We start from the raw sequence: 20,043 nt of genomic DNA on the forward strand, positions 1-20,043 counted from the left end.
AAGGAGTTCACATGAACGAATACCGTCCGTCCCCCTTCAATCGCTCCGGCCCGCTGGCCGGCGCGCCGGGCGAAGTCGTCCGCAACCAGGTGCTGCGCAATACCTATTGGCTGCTAGCTCTGTCCCTGATTCCTACGGTGCTGGGCGCCGCCGTCGGCCTCTACACCGGCATCAACCGTGTCATGGGTGGCAGCCCCGGCCTGTCGGCCATCGTATTCCTGATCGGCGCCTTCGGCATGATGTTCGCCATCGAGAAAAACAAGAACAACTCTCTGGGCGTGGTGCTGCTGCTGGCCTTCACCTTCTTCATGGGCATCATGCTCTCGCGCCTGCTGGGCTTTGTGCTTGGCATGAGCAACGGCTCGCAGCTCGTCATGACGGCCTTTGGCGGTACGGCCATCGTGTTTGGCACCATGGCCACGCTGGCCACCACCATCAAGCGTGACCTTTCCGGCATGCAGAAATGGCTTTTCACCGGCGCCATCGTCATTCTTGTCGCCGCGCTGGCCAACATCTTCCTGCAGATGCCCGCCATGATGCTGACCATCTCGGTGCTGGCCATCGTGATCTTTTCGGCCTTCATGCTGGTGGACTTGCAGCGCGTCGTCAATGGCGGCGAAACCAATTATGTATCAGCCACCCTAGCCATCTATCTGGATGTCTACAACGTCTTCTCGAACCTGCTGATGCTGCTGGGCATCTTCGGCGGCAATCGCGACTAAGTTCGACGTGCGAGCCCACCCGCTGGGCCCGCTTTTCAACCCGCCCTTACCGGCGGGTTTTTTGTTGCCAAGCGCTGGACTCCAAGAGACTGATTTGAAGCGCCAGGCCCAGCGGCGCGACGTTTATGGACCGCTATCCAAGCGTCGCGCCGGGGCCACTTCTCGAATCATGGTCACCCCACCACCGAGCGCCAAGCATTTTGCGCGACCTCGCGTACCAACCATGGGGAGCGAAGGCTGCGCTGCAACAGCCGAGCTCTGTCGAGGCGCAATCTCAGAACGCAATCGGATGAGCTCACGGCACCTGTCTGCCCGCCAGAGGTTCAGAGGCGCTGCAAATCCATCAGCACGCGGCGCGTGGACAGCGGGCGCCCCACTAAGTGCATTTCGAGACGCTCGCGCAGCTCACGGCGCAGTTCCGGCTCGATGCGGGGATCGCTGAAATCAGGCTCACGCTCATCGACGCCATAACCGGTTTCACGCAGCAAAACCCATTCAAAACGACGTAGCGCGCCGGCCGCGCGCGTCCCGCCCGCCAATTGCTGAAGGGCGGTTTCGTAGGCGTCAAATAGCAGCGGATGCGCATCCTCACGCGGAAGCAGGCGCAGCAGCAGTTCATTCATGTACCAGGCGGACATCAGCGCCGCCCCGCCCAGCGGATGCACGCCCGCCACCTCGGCGCGGATCAGGGTTTTGACTTCCCCGCCACCGCTCCATGACATCAACAGCGGCTGAAAGGCCGATAAGACCGGCCGCAATACGGAATACGGACGCTTGGCGCCTTTGGCGACCAGCGCAATACAGCCATGCTCGCGGGAAAAGCTCTGGACGATAAGAGAGGTTTCGCGCCACGCCGTGGCGTGGAGCATATAGGCACGATTATCGTGAACGCGCTGAGCGCGCTTACTCATAACCCAGATCGCGCAAAGCACCTTCGCGATCAGACCAGCCCTTGCGGACCTTGATGTACACCTCCAGATGCACCGGCTTATCGAGCAGCTTGGCGATGTCCTGGCGGGCCTCAGTAGCGATACGCTTCATGTGCTGCCCACCCGCCCCCAAGAGGATGGGCCGATGACTGTCGCGTTCGACCACAACGCAAGCAGCAATGCGTGCATGGGCATCGGTTTCTTCCCATTGCTCGATGACGACCGTACAGCCATAGGGCAGTTCATCGCCGACCAAACGGAAAATCTTCTCGCGCACCAGCTCTGCTGCGATAAAGCGCATAGAGCGATCCGTCAGCGTGTCCTCTTCGAACATGGGTTCGCCTTCAGGCAAACGCTGCGCGATTTCTTCCAGCAACTGGTCCAGTTGATGATTTTTCGTGGCGCTCACGGGCACCACGGCGCCGTAAGCATGTTGCGCCATGATCTTGGCGACGAAAGGGAAAAGCTCATCGCGGCTCTTGAGGGCATCGATCTTGCTAATGGCGAGAATGGTGCGTTCCGCCTTGGGCAGCAGGGGCAACAGCTTGGCATCCCCCTCCGACCACTTCCCCGCCTCGACCACATGCACCACCACATCGACGTCGGCCAGGGCCTGCGTCACGACGCGATTCATCATACGGTTCATGGCGCCGCCATGCCGGGTCTGGAAACCCGGCGTGTCAACGAATACAAACTGCTCATGCTCGCGCGTGAGCACGCCATGAATACGGTGGCGCGTCGTCTGCGCCTTGCGCGACACGATGGAAATCTTGGAACCGATCAGGGCATTGGTCAGGGTGGACTTACCCACATTGGGTCGGCCCACGATGGCGACGAAACCGGTACGGAATGCTTGAGAACTCATTTAACCTCTTGAGCCACTGCCACTGGCAGCGACAGTTGGGCGGTCTTGCGCGCACGCCCGCCTTTACGGGTTGCGCGAGGGCTTACCACCAAAGCAGCCTCCAGGGCCAATTTGGCGGCGGATTGTTCGGCGGCCCTGCGGCTCGCGCCGGCGGCCGTGACTTTGATTTCCAAGGCAGGGATGGCGCATTCGACTTCGAACTGCTGGCTGTGCGCCGCGCCGTGAGTCGCCACCACCGTATACAGCGGCAAGGCCAGCTTGCGGCCTTGCAGGAATTCCTGCAGCAAGGTCTTGGCATCCTTGCCCAGGGTCTCGGGATCGACGTTGGCAAGCACAGGCACATACTGCTGTTCGATCACCTTGCGAGCGGCATCGAAGCCCGCATCCAGGAAAACTGCGCCGAACAACGCTTCAACGGCATCGGCAAGAATGGACGGGCGGCGAAAGCCGCCGCTTTTCATCTCGCCTTCGCCCAAACGCAGATAGGGAGACAGCTCAAGACGTTGCGCGATGTCGGCCAATGAAGCCTGCTTGACCAGATTGGCGCGCACGCGCGACAGATCGCCTTCATCGAGTTTGGCATAACGCTCAAACAGCATGGCGGCGACAACGAAGTTCAGAACGGAGTCGCCCAGAAATTCCAGCCGCTCATTGTGACGCGCGCCATGACTGCGGTGTGTCAGGGCCTGCTCGAGCAGTGCCTGATCACCGAAGTGATGGCCGAGACGGGTTTCCAGCGTGGCTAGGGACATGACTATCAGTGAAAACGACCTATGCGGCTCAAATCGCCAAAATTCATCCAGACAAAGAATGCCTTGCCCACAATATTACTGTCAGGCACAAAGCCCCAGTAGCGGCTGTCGGCACTATTGTCGCGGTTATCACCCATGGCGAAATACTGGCCCTGGGGCACCTTGCAGCGTACTCCATTGCGCAAATACTGGCAGTTTTCCCTGTAGGGGTATTGCCATATCGGGCCATATTCCTGAAATTTCCCCTCATCAAGCAGGATTTTGTGCTCAACTTCGCCCAATTTCTCTTTATATTGCGGAATATAGGCCACCCGGTCTGGCTCAAAATAATCGCCATCACGGAAATGGGGCACCAGCTCACCGTTGATATAGAGCTTTTTATCCAGGTAGGCCACCTCATCACCCGGCAAACCGACGATGCGCTTGATGTAATCCACATCCGGATCAACCGGGTAGCGGAACACCACAACGTCGCCGCGCTTGGGCTCGCCGATGTCGATCACTTTCTTGTCGATCACAGGCAGACGGATGCCATAGTCGAATTTGTTCACCAGGATAAGATCGCCCGATTGCAGCGTGGGCAACATGGAGCCAGACGGAATGCGAAAGGGCTCAACCACGAAGGAGCGCAACACGAACACAAAGAGAATGACCGGAAAAAAGCTCACGGCGTATTCGATCCACCAGGGCATCTTGGCGGCCTGTTCGACCGCCTCCTGACGCCGACGCTCGGCCTCGGTGGCATCCGTGATACCCAGCGCCTTGACCTGCTCGGCCGCCGCTACCGCACGGCGCTGCCGCGCCTTGCGCCAGAAGAGCAAATCGCCCGCCCAGATGACGCCCGTGATGACCAACAGCACGAAAAGAATAAGAGCGAAATTCCAGCTCATGTTTGCTACCGCCTATACGACTACTTGTCCTCGACCTGCAGAATGGCAAGAAAGGCTTCTTGCGGAATTTCCACAGTCCCGACCTGTTTCATGCGCTTCTTGCCAGCCTTTTGCTTTTCGAGCAGCTTTTTCTTGCGCGAGATATCGCCGCCGTAGCACTTGGCCAACACGTTCTTACGCAGCGCCTTGACGTTCTCACGCGCAATGACTTCAGCGCCGATCGCTGCCTGAATGGCAACGTCATACATCTGGCGCGGAATCAGGGCACGCATGCGCGACACCACATCACGGGCACGGTAGCGGGCATTCGAGCGGTGCACAATCATGGCAAGCGCATCGACCCGGTCGCCATTGATCAGCAGATCGACCTTAACCACGTCTGCCGGGCGGTACTCGAGGAACTCGTAGTCCATCGAGGCATAACCGCGCGACACGGACTTCAGACGATCGAAGAAGTCCAGCACGATTTCAGCCAGCGGGATCTCATAGGTGAGATGCACCTGCCGACCATGGTAGGTCATGTTGATCTGGTTGCCGCGCTTGTTATTACACAGCGTCATCACCGGACCGACATACTCCTGCGGCATGAAAAGCGTGACCTTGACGATAGGCTCGCGGATTTCGGCAATCTTGCCGACTTCCGGCATGCGCGAGGGGCTTTCGATGGTCAACACCGTACCGTCGCGCTCAACGACCTCGTACACCACCGACGGCGCGGTGGTGATGATGTCCATATCGAACTCGCGCTCCAGACGCTCCTGCACGATTTCCATGTGCAAGAGCCCAAGAAAACCGCAACGAAAACCGAAACCCAGGGCCTGCGACACTTCAGGCTCGAACATGAGCGCAGCGTCGTTAAGCTTGAGTTTTTCGAGCGAGTCGCGCAACTGATCGTATTCGGAACTCTCGACCGGGTAGAGGCCGGCGAAAACCTGCGGCTGGACCTCTTTGAAGCCCGGCAAAGGCGCGGCGGCGGGCTTGCCAGCCAAGGTGATGGTGTCACCCACTTTGGCATGCGCCAACTCTTTGATGCCCGCAATGATGAAGCCCACCTCGCCTGCCGACAACTGCGCACGCGGCTGCGACTTGGGCGTGAACACGCCGGTCTGCTCGCACAGATGCGTGGCACCGGAAGCCATCAGCAAAATCTTGTCTTTCGGGCGCAATACACCGTTGACGATGCGCACCAGCATCACGACACCGACATAGTTATCGAACCAGGAGTCGATAATCAGCGCCTGCAGCGCAGCTTCCGGGTCACCCTCAGGGGACGGCACACGGGCCACGATGGCCTCAAGAATCTCGTCAATGCCCATCCCGGTCTTGGCGCTGGCCAGTACGGCGTCGGAGGCGTCGATGCCGATGACATCTTCGACCTCCTGGCGCGCGCCCTCGGGATCGGCCTGGGGCAAGTCCATTTTATTCAGGACAGCCAGCACCTCCACGCCCAGATCGATAGCCGTATAGCAGTTGGCCACGGTTTGCGCTTCGACGCCCTGGGACGCGTCCACCACCAGCAATGCGCCCTCGCAAGCCGACAAGGAACGGCTCACTTCATAAGAAAAGTCTACGTGACCCGGGGTGTCGATCAGATTGAGGTTGTAAACCTTGCCGTCCTGGGCCTTGTACTCCAGCGCCGCCGTCTGGGCCTTGATCGTAATGCCGCGCTCACGCTCGATGTCCATCGAATCCAACACCTGAGCCGACATTTCGCGAGCCGCCAAGCCGCCGCAACGCTGGATCAAGCGATCGGCCAACGTCGATTTGCCGTGGTCGATATGGGCAATGATGGAAAAGTTACGGATATGCTGCATAGAAGAATTTATATAAGGGACGAGCACAGACCGGAAGTGGCGAGCCAGCTTCGGCATCGCCCCTATGCGTCAACGCAGAATCAAAGCGGGCCAAAGTGCTGGTGTGAGCCGCAATGCTCCCACACTGGGAAACGGCCAAAATAAGAGGGGGCGCGATGCGCCCCCTCTCGCGGCAACCAGCCATTTTAGCCGGTCTTGGCGCTTATTTGCTGGCGGGCTGTACTGCGACCCATTGCGTCTGGTCGCCACGGCGTACCAACAGGCCGACCGTCTTGGCCTTATCCAGCTTGTCCACCACCTTGGCGAACTGGCCGGCGTTGATCACGTCGGTGTCATTGACTGCCAACACGATATCACCGGCTTGCAGCCCCGCAGAAGCTGCCACACCCTCTACAGCACGAACCTGAACGCCCCCCTTGATGCGCAACTTGCGCTGCGTATCAGCGGGCACGTCAACCACGCTCAGGCCGAGATGGTTGTTGATTGCCGGCGCTTCTTCCTTGTCATCTCGACTGGTAGAAGCCGCCTTTTCGGCCTTCAGCTCAGCCACCTTGACGTCCAGCGTCACGGGCTTGCCCTTGCGCCAAACCTCCATCTTGCCCGAGGTTCCGGGTTTGACATCGCCCACGATGCGCGGCAGATCCGACCAGCGCTTGATGGTCTGACCATTGAACTTCAGAATCACGTCGCCCGGCTGAACGCCCGCCTTGTCTGCGGGGCCATCCGCCTCCACGCTGCTCACGAGAGCGCCTTCCGCTTTCGGCAGACCGATGGCGTCGGCGACATCCTTGCCCACTTCGCCGATCTGCACGCCGATACGCCCACGGGTGACCTTACCCGTCGTGCGCAACTGCTCGACCACACGCATGGCCTCATCGATCGGGATCGCCAGCGAAATGCCCATGAAGCCGCCACTGCGCGAAATGATCTGCGAGTTGATACCGACCACCTCGCCCTTCATGTTCAGCAGCGGGCCGCCAGAGTTGCCGGGATTGACGGCGACGTCGGTCTGAATGAAAGGCAGATACTCCCCGGTATCGCGGCCGATGGCGCTGACGATACCCGAAGTCACGGTGGACTCAAGGCCGAAGGGCGAGCCGATGGCCAACACCCACTGCCCCTTCTTGAGCGTTTTGTTGTCGCCGATCGGCAAGGCCGTCATGCCCTTGGCGTCAATTTTGATCAGGGCAACATCGGTGCGCTCGTCGGAGCCGATGACCTTGGCCTTGAACTCACGACCATCGGTCAGCGTGACGATGATGTCGGCGGCATCGCTGATGACGTGATTGTTCGTCATGATGTAGCCGTCATCGGAGATGAAGAAGCCCGAACCCACACCTCGCGGCACCGTGCGCTCTTCCGGCTGCGAGGGTTGCGGTTGCTGACGGCGCTGGCCAGGAGGCATGCCAGGGGGCTGGAAGTCCGGCCCGAAGAACCAGCGGAACATGTCGTAGGGATCGTTGCCGCCGCCAGGCCCGCCCGGGCCACCTCGCACCGGCACCGTGGCCGTGGTGCGGATATTGACGACCGCAGGCTCGGCCTTCTCGACGATGGCGGTGAAATCAGGCAGCACACCGCCGGCGACCGGGGTTTGAGCATGGGCGACCATCGGCGCTTGCGCCAGGGCCAGGGCCGACCCCATCATCATGGCTGCGACCAGCCGCCGGAAAAACAAGTTCGACGAATCAGTTTTTTTCATATGAGAGCTCCGTAAAGACCCCTATACCCTTTGCAGGTCTTGTCATTATTCGGGTGGCGACGCAGGCACGTACTCCGTATTTTGAGCCAGGGTTTCCAGCGTTGCCGCGGGTACTTCACCCAACACCGTCATCCAATAGTCCGCGATGCGGGTTCCATAGATGTTGATCGAGCCACGCTGGACAAGCCCGGCGGGCGGATGGTGATGGCGAGTTCCGTCATAAGGTTCGATGAAGACGGAAATCGCCGCCAAACCATCTGACAGCACAACCTGGCTAACCGTTCCCTTACCCATTTGCCGAGCCACCTGCATAACGGGTGAGAAGCCCTCGGGCGCAGGGATGCGCCAACCGAGCGCCGCCAGATCGACAGGCTTCATATCGGGCTCGACGATACGCCAATCTCGCGTATTCCAGCGCGAATTGAGTGATCCGGCATCGACATCGCTGCCGACACGCAGCGACGAGAACGACACCTGCTCAACCACACCCCGCTTGCCATCTACCGTCTGCGCTTTGAGCAAAAGATTGGTATCGACATCAGCGCAAAGCCTGTAGCCATAGCGCAGCGCGTCGCGCGGCTCGATCGAAATCGGGCGACACTGCCGGTCTGCGACGCGATGAAGTTTGGACTCGGCGCGAATGACGTAGTGCTTGGTGAGGTCTTTGGGATCACCCAGCAGCAGCCCGGGAAAGCGGTCGCCACGGCGACGCTCCAGCAAGACCGTCTCATGCTCGGGAATCAGACACTGCACATTTTCATTGTGCCGAAGGTACTCGCGCGGCTGGCCATCGAGAATCTCAAGGCGCTCGCGCTCTCCGGTACCATCGACGATATGGACCAAGCGCGACGACTGCATGGTGTCGCCTTGTTGATACATGAAAACGCCTGCGTAGTCCTGCGTGCGAGCAGCTTGCTGAATATCAGCAAGCAACTGAACCGGATCAGGCAGCGGGGCGCTTTGCGCCCGCGCCGTGCCATACCAGCCTGCCATGCCGCAAAATGCCATGGCAACAGCCAAATGCTGCCAAGCCACGCGCCGGTCGGTGCGCATGCGCTGCACTCGCATCATCAGCGTGCTCCGGTCTCGAATGAGACCTGCCGCACCGCACTCGGGCCGGCCATCTGGCGATGAGCCTCGAGATAGTCGCGCAGACCCGGATCATCGCGGCTGACCTCAGCCAGCACAGGCGCGGAACTGACCGGCCCGGAGGCCAGATAGGGCTGAGCCACCCAGACCACGGTTGCCACGGCAGCGGCCACCGCCAGGCTCGACAAACCCATGCGCAGGGGCGAACGGCGGCGCGGCGCGGCCACGATGGGCAGCTCGGCCTCCAAGGCGCGCGACAAACGGGCCTGGAAATTGGCGCTCGGGGTAATCATCAGGTCGGCGCTGCGCAAGGCATCGCCGATGAGGTGATACTCGTCCCAGGTCTTACGACCTTGCGGCGAGACCAGTTGATGTAAAAAGTCCTCTGATCCTTCGCCGTCCATCCAGGCGGAAACCGACTCCTCGATTGAGGCTTCGGCGATCACGGACTTGGCTGCTGTTTGCATGACTGCCACTCCTTACCAGCGACGCTCGGCATCGGTGTCAAGCAGGGGGCGCAACCGATTGGCAATGGCTTCCCGCGCACGAAAAATGCGGGAACGAACCGTACCAATGGGGCAGTCCATGCTCTGGGCGATGTCTTCGTAACTCATACCTTCAATTTCACGTAGGACGATAGCCGTGCGCAGCTCTTCGGGCAATTCGTCGATGGCCGCATTGACCGTCTCGGCAATTTCCCGGCTGGCATACATCGCTTCCGGCGTGCTTATATCGGTTAGGTTCTCGGTTTCGTTAAAAGTTTCACCATCTTCCGTTTCAATTGCATTGGGTGCGCTGGGACGTCGCCCCGATGACGCGAGCCAATTGCGGGCGGTATTGATGGCAATACGGTAGAGCCAGGTATAAAAAGCACTCTCGCCGCGAAACTGGGGCAGGGCCCGATACGCTTTAATGAAAGCTTCTTGCGCCACGTCCTCAATTTCGGCCGGGTCGCGGATCATCCTCGCCAGCAGACGAAGAATCTTGCGCTGGTATTTCGTGACCAGCAGGTCGAATGCTTTCTTGTCACCGCGTTGCACACGCGCAACAAGCTCGGCGTCGACGTCGCGTTCGCTCATGACGCCCCTCTGAGAAATGCCGCTTCGCACACGGCGATCCGCGCGACGACGCGAAAACGCCGCCACTTATCCAGGGTCAGGTTCCGACGCCAGACAGTGCAGTTAATCTTGCTATTTGTAACACACCTGGAAACGCGCGACTCGATAATCAGGACCATATGGCTCCGATAAAAGATCACGTCATGCAAAAGCGCCGGATGCCACCCGGCGACGCCGCGCGCCCGCCAGCGGCGAGGATCGGGATGGGCACCCAGAGCACTCGGGAACGAGCGCCGCCCTCTCAGGCACACAGGCAGCAGCGCCGGCAACAAGCAAGGCTGCGCGGCGCCTGCTGCGCCAGCCAGGATCGCAGGCAAGGCCACCGGCCAGCGGGTGCCCGCCGGCAAGCCGGTGGGCACCTCAAATTGCCAAGCCTGGCCGGGGCTCGATATCAAAGCCGGCGGACAGCCATCGACCCGTTGGTGCCGCCAAAGCCGAAGGAATTGGACAGTGCAACGTTGATCTTCATCGGACGAGCTTGATTGGCGCAATAGTCCAGATCGCACTCAGGATCTTGATTGAAGATGTTGATGGTCGGAGGCGAAATCTGGTTGTAGACCGCCAGCGTCGTAAACACCGCCTCGATACCGCCAGCGGCGCCCAACAGATGCCCGGTCATGGACTTAGTCGAGTTCACGACCAGCTTGCGGGCGTGATCGCCAAAGGCCAACTTAAGCGCATCGCTTTCGTTCTTGTCGCCCAAGGGCGTAGAAGTGCCGTGCGCGTTGACGTACTGGATATCGTCGGCATTGAGACCGCCGTTGCGCAGAGCATTGATAATGCCGCGGCGCGGGCCGTCTTTGTCGGGCGCGGTGATGTGATGCGCATCCGAACTCATGCCATAGCCGGCAAACTCGCCATAAATGCGGGCGCCGCGCTTCTTGGCATGTTCGTACTCTTCGAGCACCAGCACCCCTGCGCCCTCACCCAGCACGAAACCATCACGGTCACGGTCCCAGGGACGCGAAGCCGTGGCGGGATCATCATTACGCGTGGACAGCGCACGCATGGCGGCAAAACCGCCAATGCCCAGCGGAGACACCGTCGATTCGGCGCCGCCTGCGATCATGACATCGGCATCGCCGTACTCGATCAGGCGGGCGGCATCGCCAATGCTGTGCAAACCTGTCGTGCAAGCGGACACAACGGCATAGCTGGGGCCTTTCAGTCCATATATGATGGACAGATGGCCAGAAATCAGGTTGATCAACGAACCCGGGACGAAGAACGGCGATATCCGGCGCGGGCCTTTAGCCAGCAACTCCGTCTGCGTCTCTTCGATACGAGGCAGACCGCCGATACCGGAACCCACGATCACACCGATACGCTCGGCGTTTTCCTCGGTGACTTCCAGGCCCGAATCGCGCCAAGCCTGCATGCCCGCAGCAATACCGTAATGGATGAACGTATCCATCTGGCGTGCTTCTTTGGGCTGCAAATACTCGGTGACGTCAAAGCCTTTGACCTCACCCGCAATGTGGGTGGTCAGGGCCGACGGATCAAATCGCGAGATACGGCCGATGCCAGAACGTCCGTTGACGATATTGTCCCAAGCGGTGGTGAGATCGTTGCCTACGGGGGAAACGATGCCCAGGCCTGTGATGACGACACGTCGCTTCACGGATGACTCCTCAAACAGACAAAATAAAGGCGGTTTTTGGCTGACCTTGCAGACCGCGCGGGACGACCGAACCTATACGGCCGGTTGCCTCTCCACGCGGACCGCACGGCAATATCCCAAAAACCGCCCTGACTCCCGAAGTCCGGAGACGACGGGATAGATGGCTTGCGCTGATTACTGCTTACCGTGCGAATTGATGTAATCAATCGCTTGCTGCACGGTCGTGATCTTTTCGGCCTCTTCGTCGGGGATCTCGGTCTCGAATTCGTCTTCGAGGGCCATGACCAGCTCGACCATGTCGAGCGAATCGGCACCGAGGTCGTCAAGGAAGGAGGACTCGTTCTTGATCTCGGCTTCGTTCACGCCAAGTTGTTCAGCGACGATCTTCTTGACGCGCTGTTCGATGCTTTCCATGCAGATCTCCAATTGGGAAAAATCCCGCGAATTATAGCCAAGCGTTGAAGAAAACAAACGCCGGGCCGTGAGAAAAAAAACACCGCATTTTTTCCGGCCTTCAGCCTCGCGAGGCGCTGAGGGGGCCGCACCGCGCCGTTTACTGGAATCGGCTGGCCAAAGGGTGCCCGAACGACATTCTGACCGCCCCCGAAGGCGCGGCCAGGATGCCGCACTTATTGCATGTACATCCCGCCATTGACGTGCAGGGTCGTACCTGTAATGTAACCCGCCAGCGGACTGGCCAGAAAGCCCACCGCGTTGGCGATATCAGCCGGGGCGCCAAGGCGGCCCAGCGGAATTTGTTGCAGCAGCGCGGCGGTCTGCGCCTCACCGAGCACACGGGTCATGTCGGTGTCGATGAAACCTGGCGCCACGCAGTTTACCGTGATGTTGCGGCTGCCGAGCTCTCGAGCCAACGCACGCGTCATGCCCGACACCCCTGCCTTGGCCGCCGCGTAATTGGCCTGGCCGGCATTGCCGGAAGAGCCGACCACGGAGGTAATGTTAATGATACGGCCCCAACGGGCCTTCATCATATTGCGCAGCACGGCACGCGACAGACGGAATACCGAGCTCAAGTTGGTGTCGATGACAGCCGACCAGTCTTCATCTTTCATGCGCATAGCCAGCGTATCGCGCGTGATGCCTGCGTTGTTGACGAGGATATGGGGACCGCCTCCCTCTTTGCCAAGCTCGTCTAGCAAGGCGTCAACGGCTGCCGCATCGGTGACGTTCAGCACCACTCCACGACCACCGCTGGCCGACAAGGCCTCGGTGATAGCAGCCGCGCCAGACTCGGAGGTTGCCGTACCGACGACCTTGGCGCCGCGCGCCGCGAGTTCTTGTGCGATGGCCTGGCCGATACCGCGGGTAGCGCCCGTCACCAGAGCGATCTTGCCTTCGAGGTCTTTGCTAGTATGTTCCATTCAGTTTCCCTTCACGAGCGCCAGCGCAGCTTCCAGCGAGGCAGGATCAGTCACGGCCAGGCCGGTGAGTTCGCTATCGATGCGTTTGGTCAGACCGGTCAAGACCTTGCCCGGACCAAACTCGATAACATGGGTGACGCCCTGCGCTTTCATGAATTGCAGCGTCTCAACCCAGCGCACAGCATGCCAGGCCTGACGGACGAGCGCATCGCAAATTGCAGACGGCTCACTCTGAACTACGACGTCGACATTATTGACAACAGGCACTTGGGGCGACTGAACCGCCACCTCGGCCAATGCGCCCGACAACACGGCAGCGGCCGGCTGCAACAGGCTGGAATGAAATGGGGCTGACACCGGCAGCAGCAGCGCGCGCTTGGCGCCGGCAGCCTTGGCCGCCTCGCAAGCACGCTCGACCGCGGCCTTATGCCCGGCGATCACGACCTGAGCAGGCGCGTTGAAATTGACAGCCTCGACGACTTCACCCTGTGCCGACTGCAGGCACACGGCGCGCACCGTATCGTCATCCAGACCCAGAATGGCAGCCATCGCACCAGCACCAACCGGTACGGCAGCCTGCATGGCATCAGCGCGGATACGTACCAGACGCACGGCATCTTCGAGCGCCAGTGAACCGGCAGCCGTCAGCGCCGCATACTCACCCAGACTATGGCCCGCCATCAAGGCCGGCAGCGGGCCACCCGCGTCGCGCCAGGCGGCGAAGCAGGCGACACCGGCGGTCAACATGGCCGGCTGCGTATTGGTCGTGAGATTGAGTTGTTCAGCCGGGCCCTGAGCGATCAGGGCGGCGAGATCCTGCCCCAAAGCCTGGCCAGCACGCGCCAACACATCGGCAGCGGCGGAATTGCCAGCCCAGACATCCATCATGCCAACGGACTGGGAGCCCTGGCCGGGGAACACAAATGCGAGTTTCATGGTGGTCCGTGATCTCTTCTGCGTTATCAAACCGCGCAGCGGGCCTGAGCCCAGCCGCGCTACATGCGGGCCAGCACCGAACCCCAGGTAAAGCCACCACCCACGCCCTGCATGAGGACATGCTGGCCGGGCTTGATCCGCCCGTCGCGACGGGCGGCATCCAGAGCCAGAGGCACGCTGGCCGCCGAGGTATTGGCGTGCTGATCAACGGTGACGACAACACGGTCGGCCGACACGTTGAGCTTGCGCGCGAGGAAATTGAGAATGCGGACGTTGGCCTGGTGCGGCACCAGCCAATCGACCTGATCGATGGTCATGCCAGCTTCTGCGCACACATCGCGTGCCGATCGGTCCAGCACGGTCACCGCCTGCTTGAAAACAGCCTGACCATCCATGCGCAAGAAGGGATCGCCCGTTACCTGGCCATAAGCGACATTACCCGCCGCGCACAAAATTTTGGTCTGGCTGCCATCTGCATGCAGCTGTGCGGCCAGAATGCCCGGTTCGTCGGCCGCCTTGATGACAACGGCGCCAGCGCCGTCACCAAACAAAACGCAGGTGCTGCGGTCATTCCAGTCGAGAATGCTGGAAAACACTTCGGCGCCGATGACCAGCGCGCAACGGACGCGACCAGCGCGCACGAAGCTGTCGGCAGTGGTGAGCGCATAGGCAAAGCCGCTGCACACCGCTTGCACATCGAAAGCAGCACCGCCCTTTGCGCCCAGGTTGGCCTGTACCAGGCAGGCCGTGCTGGGGAATACGAAATCGGGCGTCGAGGTGGCCACGATGATCAGATCCAGATCAGCAGGCCCCACGCCAGCATCCGCCATGGCGCGACGGGCAGCCTCGGTCGCCAGCACACTGGTCGTGACGCCGCGCTCAGCCAGATGCCGCTGGCGGATACCCGTGCGCTCGACAATCCATTCGTCGGAGGTCTGGATACCACGCTGGGCCAATTCGACGGCCAGCTCATCATTGGACACGACACGCTCGGGCAGATAGCTGCCCGAACCTGCGATCACCGAATATTTCATTGCCATGCTCATCAAACGGTGCCCTCTGCTGCTGCAGCCTGTTGGGCTGCCGCTTCGTTCAATTGAACGCGTTCCCTGATTTGAGCGACGGTCTGGGCCGTGCGTTCCAGCAACTTGCTGGCGACCGCTCCGCGAGCGCGTTGCAGCGCAAATCCATAGGCATAGGCGTCAGCCGAGCCATGGCTCTTGATCACCACACCACGCAGACCCAGCAGCGCCGCGCCGTTATAACGGCGGTTGTCGACACGCCGACGCAGACGGTTCAGGACCGGCGAGGCGACAGCGCCTGCCAGAAGCGTGATGAAATTGCGCTTGAATTCTTCGCGAATGACGCTAGAGAGCATCTTCGCCAATCCTTCGACGGATTTAAGCACGACATTCCCGACGAAGCCGTCGCAGACGACCACATCGACCGTGCCCTTGAAAATATCATCGCCTTCCACGTTACCGTGGAAATTGAGCGGACTGGCGCGCAGCAATTCGGCGGCCTCTTTGACCACCTCATTGCCTTTGATGACTTCTTCACCGATGTTCAGAAGACCCACCGTCGGCCGATCGAGATGATCAACCGCCTGCGCGAGTGCAGCGCCCATGATGGCGAACTGCAGCAGATGCTCTGCCGTGCAGTCGACATTGGCCCCCAGATCCAGCACCGTCGTAGCGCCTCCGACCTGATTAGGGATAGACGTGGCGATCGCCGGACGGTCAATGCCATCCAGCGTCTTGAGAACATAGCGGGAAATCGCCATCCATGCGCCGGTATTGCCCGCCGACACGCAGGCGTCGGCGCGACCGTCCTTGACGGCTTGTGCAGCTAGCCGCATGGACGAGTCTTTTTTACGGCGCAAAGCCACCTCTACGGGGTCGTCCATTGTGACGACTTCCGAGGCAGCAACGATTTCGAGGCGATCGCGCGGCGCCGAACGATGTTCGGAGAGCGCGGCCTCGATCGCATCCGGCAACCCGACCAGCAATAGCCGGGTGTCCGGATATTGTCGAGCGAACTCGATCGCGGCCGGTATGGTGACGGGCAGACCGTGGTCCCCGCCCATGCAGTCTATAGCGATGCGTATCACGGGTGCTAGCCAGCTTCCAGCCCGGTTACGAGTTCGGCCGACAGGCCTTATTCGTCAGCCTTGGTCTTCAGGATCTTGCGACCGCGATAGAAACCATTGGGGCTGATGTGGTGACGCAGATGCGATTCGCCCGTGGTGGGTTCGATAGCCGTCGGCGGGTTCACCAGAAAATCGTGCGAGCGGTGCATGCCGCGCTTGGACGGGGACTTCTTGTTTTGTTGAACAGCCATGATGACTCCTAGAGACGGGCCGCATTGTACGCGAATGCGGCCCGAGGTGATTTCAATTCTTGCGCTTCAATTGTTCCAACACCGCAAACGGCGAGGGACGCTTAAACCCGGATTCCTGCAAAGCATCATCCGAGCCGGCCTCTTGGCTCATTTTGTTTTCCGTCTGCTGCCCCGCCGGCCGCCCGGAAGACTCCGGACAAACGTCATGACGCGGCACATACGGAATACTCAAAATAAGCTCATCTTCGACCTGGGCCAACAGATCGAAGCGATGCGAACCCACGACCTTCTCAGGCACGTCAGTCGCAAAATCCAAACCCGTATCCTGGGCATCCTGCAAATCGGCCAACTCGTCGTCAAGATCGTCTTCCGACTCGACCAGTTGCAGCACGGCGGTGGTATCCACCGGATAAACGAAAGGCGTATTGCAACGCTGGCAGATCAGGACCGGATTAGCCTTGATATGCAAACGCAGCAGCGGCTGACCGGAAACAAAGCCCCCCGTCTTGCCCGTGCCCCGGCCGATCTCGCCAGACACGGTCCATTGAACCATACCTGCCTCGCCAGCCGCCTGCTCAGGCATGCCTTCCATGAACCGGGCCAGCCGCACCAGTGCGATTTCACCTGATGCCTGCGTGCCCTGACGAGCCATCGCAAAAACATCTACGATCGCAGCGTCTGCCCTGCCAAAAACCTTGTCTACCGAATCGACCATAATCCTTGGGCACCTTTGCTCATACACCGAGCTTTGCCTTCATCAAGACCCAATGAGCCTCAACGAATCCCAATGAGCCCGCATAATGCGTCCAAGAAGCCCATCCTGCAAGATCGTCCTCTCGCCGGGCACTCTTTGAACGGCAAAACTCGCCGCAATTCAAGCCTGCCGCAACCTGCTTTTCATTCAGCTTTATGCGTTTTCGCTCGGGTTCTTGCTTGAGCTTTTGCCTGGACTCTTGTTTGGATTAAAGCCAATCAAGTCACTTATGTCATGCCACCTTATGCCATGCCACTTAAAGTCATATTAAGAGCCACTTAAAGCCACTCAACACCGCAACCGGCAGCAAAAAAACCAGCAAAAAACCAGCAAAAAAATTCAAGCAGCACGCTAAAGGCGCGCAAACGCAAATAAAATTGCCGCAAAACGTTAGATAATACCGTGACTTAGAGACCACCGTCAAACTCCAGATGCACCAAAACCCTCGCCTCATTCTTGCCTCCAGCTCGCGCTACCGCCGCGCCATGCTGGAACGGCTGCGCCTGCCCTTCGAAAGCATCTCGCCAGATGTGGACGAAACACCACAAGCTGGCGAGGCGCCCGCGGCGTTGGCGCTGCGCCTGTCCGTCGCTAAGGCCATGGCCGTCGCCCGCCTGCACCCCGGCTGCATCGTGATCGGCTCGGATCAAGTGGCCACGGTCGATGGCCAGCCCATCGGCAAACCCGGCGACTTTGCGCGCGCAAAGGCGCAACTGAGGCAGTTGTCCGGGCGTATTGTCGAGTTCCACAGCGCCCTGGCCGTCACCGACGGCCAGCGTACTGAACAGGCCGATGTCATCACCTATTGCGAGTTCCGACCCTTGACGGACGCCGCGATAGACGCCTACCTGCGCGCAGAAGAACCCTATGACACTGCCGGCAGCGCCAAGGCGGAAGGGCTAGGTATCACACTGATGGAAAGCATGCGCAGCGATGACCCAACCGCCATCATCGGCCTGCCCCTGATCGCCCTGACGGGCATGCTGCGCCGCTTCGGATTGGACCCTTTGCGGAGCCCGTCATGACCGGCGCGCTTCATCTCATCCCGGTCGGCCTGGGCGAGGCCCCGATTGAATGCTGGCTGCCCACCGAGGTGCGCGCGCTCGCCGGCAGGCTGGACTGCTACATCGCGGAAAACGCCAAGACAGCACGGGCCTTTTTGAAGACAGTCAGCACCGAGCGCCCTCTACAGGAAATCACCATCCATACGCTCAACGATCAGGCAGACGACCGCCAGATCGAGGCCTGGCTGGCCCCCATCAAGGCCGGCAAAGACATTGGCCTGATTTCCGAAGCCGGCTGCCCCGCCGTGGCCGACCCGGGCGCCAAGGTGGCCGCCGCCGCCCACCGCCTGGGCCATACCGTCAAACCCTGGGTGGGTCCCTCTTCGATCCTGCTGGGCCTCATGGCAAGCGGCCTGGACGGCCAGCGCTTCGCCTTCCATGGCTACGCGCCGGTGGATGCGACAGAACGCGCCAAGCAATTGCGCACCTGGGAGCAGCATTCGGCCAAGCATGATCAGACGCAAATGCTGATCGAAACACCGTATCGCAACACCGCCATGTTCAACACCCTGCTGTCGGCGCTAAAGGGCGATACCCGGCTTTGCCTCGCACGCTCCTTGACGACCTCCCAGGAATGGGTGGCGACCAAGACCATCGCCCAATGGAAACAGACGCCAGCGCCCGACTTGGACAAACAGCCCACCCTGTTTCTATTCCTGGCGCGCTGAACCATGCTGCGACTGCTCAAGCTGCTGCTGGCTTGCGCCGCCCTTGCGGGCTGCGCCACGCCTGCCATAGAACGCTCGGTGACAGCCTCAGGCCACAGTAACCGCGTGCGCCACATGGTGCTGCATTACACCGCGCTCGATGACGCTACCTCTCTAAAGACGCTATCAAGAGACGAAGTAAGCGCCCACTACCTTATCGCCGAAAAACCTGCCGGCCGCACTTACCAATTGGTGGACGAAAACCGTGCCGCCTGGCATGCAGGAGCCAGCCGCTGGTTCGAGCAAACCGCAATAAACCTCACCTCGATAGGGATTGAACTCGTCAATGCCGGCGGCCAAACACAGGCCGACGGCAGCCTGCGCTACACGCCTTACTCGCCCGCCCAGATGACCGCGCTGACCCGATTGCTACGCGAACTCATCCAGCGCCATGGCATCCGCCCCGAAAACATCGTCGGCCACAGCGATATCGCCCCACAGCGCAAACTGGACCCGGGCCCCCTCTTTCCCTGGCGTGAACTCGCTCAGGCAGGCATCGGCCGCTGGTACGACGAGGCTGGCGCAGCCGCCCACCTGACGCGCCTGCAATCGCAAGCGCTACCCGGCGTGAGCTGGTTTCAAGAGCAATTGTCGCGTTTAGGCTATGACAGCCCGCGCCACGGCCAACTCGACCGCGCCACCCGCAATGTGCTGGCAGCTTTCCAAATGCACTACCGGCCGACACGCCACGACGGCCAACCCGATGCCGAAACGGCGGCCATCATGCTCGCGATGCGGGCTCAGTGAGCATGCGGCGGCGAACCGCCGCCGCGACGCGCCAGCCCAACAACAGCAGCAGCACGGCACCATAGATGATGGGCTCTCGCAAATCGTTCTTGCCCATCTTGATCCACCAGAAATGCAAAATAGCCAGCAGCCCGATGGCATAGATGGCGCGATGCAGCGTTTGCCAGCGCCTGCCCAGGCGGCGCATGGACCACTGCGTGGACGTAAGCGCCAGCGCCAGCATCAAGACGAAGGCGGCGAAACCCACCAGAATAAAGGGCCGCTGGCCCAGATCCTGCAACATGGAAAGCAGGTCCAGGCCACGATCCCACCATATCCAGGTCGTGAAATGCAGCAGGCCATAGAAAAACGCGAACAGGCCACACATGCGGCGCAGGCGCACCAAGGCGGGCTGCCCGAGCAGACGGCGCAGCGGCGTGATGGCCAGGGTGACCAACAGACAAACCAGCGTCCAAGTGCCCGAGGACCGCGTCAGAAACTCAACCGGATTGGCGCTCAGGCCGTCATGCATACCTAGCCAGACCCAGCGGCCAGCAGGCGCCAGACCCAGCAAAAACAACAAGGGTTTTATGCGGCCCACTGCCTGAACCGACCAATTACTCATGGGAGGCGGC

At 60.5% G+C, this 20,043-nt stretch carries 22 protein-coding genes; 4 read left to right on the forward strand and 18 right to left on the reverse strand.

The genetic code is table 11. From position 1 onward, the window contains the following. Positions 1 to 11 precede the first annotated feature (11 nt). Positions 12 to 722 (forward strand): Bax inhibitor-1/YccA family protein, encoded by a 711-nt coding sequence (locus U0029_RS11735; RefSeq protein WP_012416817.1) that lies wholly within the window; start codon positions 12 to 14, stop codon positions 720 to 722. 323 nt (positions 723 to 1,045) lie between these two features. On the opposite strand, the gene recO is transcribed toward U0029_RS11735, so the two are convergent. The 17 genes from recO to U0029_RS11820 all read right to left on the reverse strand — a co-directional run bounded on the left by recO (position 1,046) and on the right by U0029_RS11820 (position 16,872). Next, positions 1,046 to 1,633 (reverse strand): DNA repair protein RecO, encoded by a 588-nt coding sequence (gene recO, locus U0029_RS11740; RefSeq protein WP_012416816.1) that lies wholly within the window; start codon positions 1,631 to 1,633, stop codon positions 1,046 to 1,048. Continuing rightward, on the reverse strand, positions 1,626 to 2,516 hold the full coding sequence (era, locus tag U0029_RS11745) for a GTPase Era (protein WP_012416815.1): 891 nt from the start codon (positions 2,514 to 2,516) through the stop codon (positions 1,626 to 1,628). The genes recO and era overlap by 8 nt, the downstream gene beginning before the upstream one ends. Continuing rightward, complete coding sequence (gene rnc, locus U0029_RS11750) at positions 2,513 to 3,268, reverse strand: ribonuclease III (RefSeq protein ID WP_012416814.1); 756 nt, start codon at positions 3,266 to 3,268, stop codon at positions 2,513 to 2,515. Before rnc ends, era begins: the two co-directional genes overlap by 4 nt. Before the next feature lie 5 nt (positions 3,269 to 3,273). Then, positions 3,274 to 4,158, reverse strand: coding sequence for a signal peptidase I (gene lepB / locus U0029_RS11755; protein WP_114851829.1), 885 nt, complete (start codon positions 4,156 to 4,158; stop codon positions 3,274 to 3,276). Positions 4,159 to 4,178: 20 nt separating this feature from the next. Next, on the reverse strand, positions 4,179 to 5,972 hold the full coding sequence (lepA, locus tag U0029_RS11760; protein WP_012416812.1) for a translation elongation factor 4: 1,794 nt from the start codon (positions 5,970 to 5,972) through the stop codon (positions 4,179 to 4,181). Positions 5,973 to 6,174: 202 nt separating this feature from the next. After that, positions 6,175 to 7,671, reverse strand: coding sequence for a DegQ family serine endoprotease (locus tag U0029_RS11765; protein ID WP_012416811.1), 1,497 nt, complete (start codon positions 7,669 to 7,671; stop codon positions 6,175 to 6,177). Positions 7,672 to 7,716: 45 nt separating this feature from the next. Further along, the gene (locus U0029_RS11770) at positions 7,717 to 8,742 is read right to left on the reverse strand and encodes a MucB/RseB C-terminal domain-containing protein (RefSeq protein ID WP_114851828.1); all 1,026 of its coding nucleotides are present in this window, start codon (positions 8,740 to 8,742) and stop codon (positions 7,717 to 7,719) included. Then, positions 8,742 to 9,227, reverse strand: coding sequence for a sigma-E factor negative regulatory protein (locus tag U0029_RS11775; protein ID WP_012416809.1), 486 nt, complete (start codon positions 9,225 to 9,227; stop codon positions 8,742 to 8,744). The genes U0029_RS11770 and U0029_RS11775 overlap by 1 nt, the downstream gene beginning before the upstream one ends. A 12-nt stretch (positions 9,228 to 9,239) precedes the next feature. Then, positions 9,240 to 9,839 carry an RNA polymerase sigma factor RpoE gene (rpoE, locus tag U0029_RS11780; RefSeq protein WP_012416808.1) on the reverse strand — a complete coding sequence of 200 codons (600 nt, stop codon included), beginning with the start codon at positions 9,837 to 9,839 and terminating at the stop codon, positions 9,240 to 9,242. 430 nt (positions 9,840 to 10,269) lie between these two features. Further along, positions 10,270 to 11,499 (reverse strand): beta-ketoacyl-ACP synthase II, encoded by a 1,230-nt coding sequence (fabF, locus tag U0029_RS11785; protein WP_039051629.1) that lies wholly within the window; start codon positions 11,497 to 11,499, stop codon positions 10,270 to 10,272. 174 nt (positions 11,500 to 11,673) lie between these two features. Beyond that, on the reverse strand, positions 11,674 to 11,913 hold the full coding sequence (gene acpP / locus U0029_RS11790; protein WP_003813816.1) for an acyl carrier protein: 240 nt from the start codon (positions 11,911 to 11,913) through the stop codon (positions 11,674 to 11,676). Positions 11,914 to 12,128: 215 nt separating this feature from the next. Further along, positions 12,129 to 12,881, reverse strand: a complete 753-nt coding sequence (gene fabG / locus U0029_RS11795) for a 3-oxoacyl-ACP reductase FabG (RefSeq protein ID WP_114851827.1) — start codon at positions 12,879 to 12,881, stop codon at positions 12,129 to 12,131. Beyond that, complete coding sequence (gene fabD, locus U0029_RS11800) at positions 12,882 to 13,817, reverse strand: ACP S-malonyltransferase (protein ID WP_114851826.1); 936 nt, start codon at positions 13,815 to 13,817, stop codon at positions 12,882 to 12,884. Between the two features lie 59 nt (positions 13,818 to 13,876). Further along, positions 13,877 to 14,863, reverse strand: coding sequence for a beta-ketoacyl-ACP synthase III (locus U0029_RS11805; RefSeq protein ID WP_114851825.1), 987 nt, complete (start codon positions 14,861 to 14,863; stop codon positions 13,877 to 13,879). Continuing rightward, on the reverse strand, positions 14,863 to 15,927 hold the full coding sequence (gene plsX / locus U0029_RS11810; protein ID WP_039051628.1) for a phosphate acyltransferase PlsX: 1,065 nt from the start codon (positions 15,925 to 15,927) through the stop codon (positions 14,863 to 14,865). The genes U0029_RS11805 and plsX overlap by 1 nt, the downstream gene beginning before the upstream one ends. 47 nt (positions 15,928 to 15,974) lie before the next feature. Next, entirely contained in the window at positions 15,975 to 16,157 is a 183-nt protein-coding gene (gene rpmF, locus U0029_RS11815) for a 50S ribosomal protein L32 (RefSeq protein ID WP_012416801.1), read from the reverse strand. Positions 16,158 to 16,209: 52 nt separating this feature from the next. Beyond that, positions 16,210 to 16,872, reverse strand: a complete 663-nt coding sequence (locus U0029_RS11820; RefSeq protein ID WP_012416800.1) for a DUF177 domain-containing protein — start codon at positions 16,870 to 16,872, stop codon at positions 16,210 to 16,212. Positions 16,873 to 17,342: 470 nt separating this feature from the next. On the opposite strand from U0029_RS11820, the gene U0029_RS11825 reads away from it, so the two are divergent. The 3 genes from U0029_RS11825 to U0029_RS11835 are packed head-to-tail and all read left to right on the forward strand — an operon-like array spanning position 17,343 to position 19,429. After that, positions 17,343 to 17,936, forward strand: coding sequence for a Maf-like protein (locus U0029_RS11825; protein ID WP_114851824.1), 594 nt, complete (start codon positions 17,343 to 17,345; stop codon positions 17,934 to 17,936). Further along, positions 17,933 to 18,643, forward strand: coding sequence for an SAM-dependent methyltransferase (locus U0029_RS11830; protein ID WP_114851823.1), 711 nt, complete (start codon positions 17,933 to 17,935; stop codon positions 18,641 to 18,643). The genes U0029_RS11825 and U0029_RS11830 overlap by 4 nt, the downstream gene beginning before the upstream one ends. A 3-nt stretch (positions 18,644 to 18,646) precedes the next feature. Continuing rightward, positions 18,647 to 19,429 (forward strand): N-acetylmuramoyl-L-alanine amidase, encoded by a 783-nt coding sequence (locus U0029_RS11835; protein WP_114851822.1) that lies wholly within the window; start codon positions 18,647 to 18,649, stop codon positions 19,427 to 19,429. Here U0029_RS11835 and msrQ read toward each other — a convergent pair. Further along, entirely contained in the window at positions 19,404 to 20,033 is a 630-nt protein-coding gene (gene msrQ, locus U0029_RS11840) for a protein-methionine-sulfoxide reductase heme-binding subunit MsrQ (RefSeq protein WP_114851821.1), read from the reverse strand. The two genes, U0029_RS11835 and msrQ, sit on opposite strands and share 26 nt — an antisense overlap. Positions 20,034 to 20,043: the final 10 nt, after the last annotated feature.

The organism is Bordetella avium (genome assembly GCF_034424645.1).
In the GTDB taxonomy this organism is placed as follows: domain Bacteria; phylum Pseudomonadota; class Gammaproteobacteria; order Burkholderiales; family Burkholderiaceae_B; genus Bordetella; species Bordetella avium.

Excerpts from the sequence above, each read along its gene's own strand:
- U0029_RS11735 (WP_012416817.1), top strand. The coding sequence starts at position 12 with ATGAACGAATACCGTCCGTCCCCCTTCAATCGCTCCGGCCCGCTGGCC.
- recO (WP_012416816.1), bottom strand. The coding sequence starts at position 1,633 with ATGAGTAAGCGCGCTCAGCGCGTTCACGATAATCGTGCCTATATGCTC.
- era (WP_012416815.1), bottom strand. The coding sequence starts at position 2,516 with ATGAGTTCTCAAGCATTCCGTACCGGTTTCGTCGCCATCGTGGGCCGA.
- rnc (WP_012416814.1), bottom strand. The coding sequence starts at position 3,268 with ATGTCCCTAGCCACGCTGGAAACCCGTCTCGGCCATCACTTCGGTGAT.
- lepB (WP_114851829.1), bottom strand. The coding sequence starts at position 4,158 with ATGAGCTGGAATTTCGCTCTTATTCTTTTCGTGCTGTTGGTCATCACG.
- lepA (WP_012416812.1), bottom strand. The coding sequence starts at position 5,972 with ATGCAGCATATCCGTAACTTTTCCATCATTGCCCATATCGACCACGGC.
- U0029_RS11765 (WP_012416811.1), bottom strand. The coding sequence starts at position 7,671 with ATGAAAAAAACTGATTCGTCGAACTTGTTTTTCCGGCGGCTGGTCGCA.
- U0029_RS11770 (WP_114851828.1), bottom strand. The coding sequence starts at position 8,742 with ATGATGCGAGTGCAGCGCATGCGCACCGACCGGCGCGTGGCTTGGCAG.
- U0029_RS11775 (WP_012416809.1), bottom strand. The coding sequence starts at position 9,227 with ATGCAAACAGCAGCCAAGTCCGTGATCGCCGAAGCCTCAATCGAGGAG.
- rpoE (WP_012416808.1), bottom strand. The coding sequence starts at position 9,839 with ATGAGCGAACGCGACGTCGACGCCGAGCTTGTTGCGCGTGTGCAACGC.
- acpP (WP_003813816.1), bottom strand. The coding sequence starts at position 11,913 with ATGGAAAGCATCGAACAGCGCGTCAAGAAGATCGTCGCTGAACAACTT.
- fabG (WP_114851827.1), bottom strand. The coding sequence starts at position 12,881 with ATGGAACATACTAGCAAAGACCTCGAAGGCAAGATCGCTCTGGTGACG.
- fabD (WP_114851826.1), bottom strand. The coding sequence starts at position 13,817 with ATGAAACTCGCATTTGTGTTCCCCGGCCAGGGCTCCCAGTCCGTTGGC.
- U0029_RS11805 (WP_114851825.1), bottom strand. The coding sequence starts at position 14,863 with ATGAGCATGGCAATGAAATATTCGGTGATCGCAGGTTCGGGCAGCTAT.
- rpmF (WP_012416801.1), bottom strand. The coding sequence starts at position 16,157 with ATGGCTGTTCAACAAAACAAGAAGTCCCCGTCCAAGCGCGGCATGCAC.
- U0029_RS11820 (WP_012416800.1), bottom strand. The coding sequence starts at position 16,872 with ATGGTCGATTCGGTAGACAAGGTTTTTGGCAGGGCAGACGCTGCGATC.
- U0029_RS11825 (WP_114851824.1), top strand. The coding sequence starts at position 17,343 with ATGCACCAAAACCCTCGCCTCATTCTTGCCTCCAGCTCGCGCTACCGC.
- U0029_RS11830 (WP_114851823.1), top strand. The coding sequence starts at position 17,933 with ATGACCGGCGCGCTTCATCTCATCCCGGTCGGCCTGGGCGAGGCCCCG.
- U0029_RS11835 (WP_114851822.1), top strand. The coding sequence starts at position 18,647 with ATGCTGCGACTGCTCAAGCTGCTGCTGGCTTGCGCCGCCCTTGCGGGC.
- msrQ (WP_114851821.1), bottom strand. The coding sequence starts at position 20,033 with ATGAGTAATTGGTCGGTTCAGGCAGTGGGCCGCATAAAACCCTTGTTG.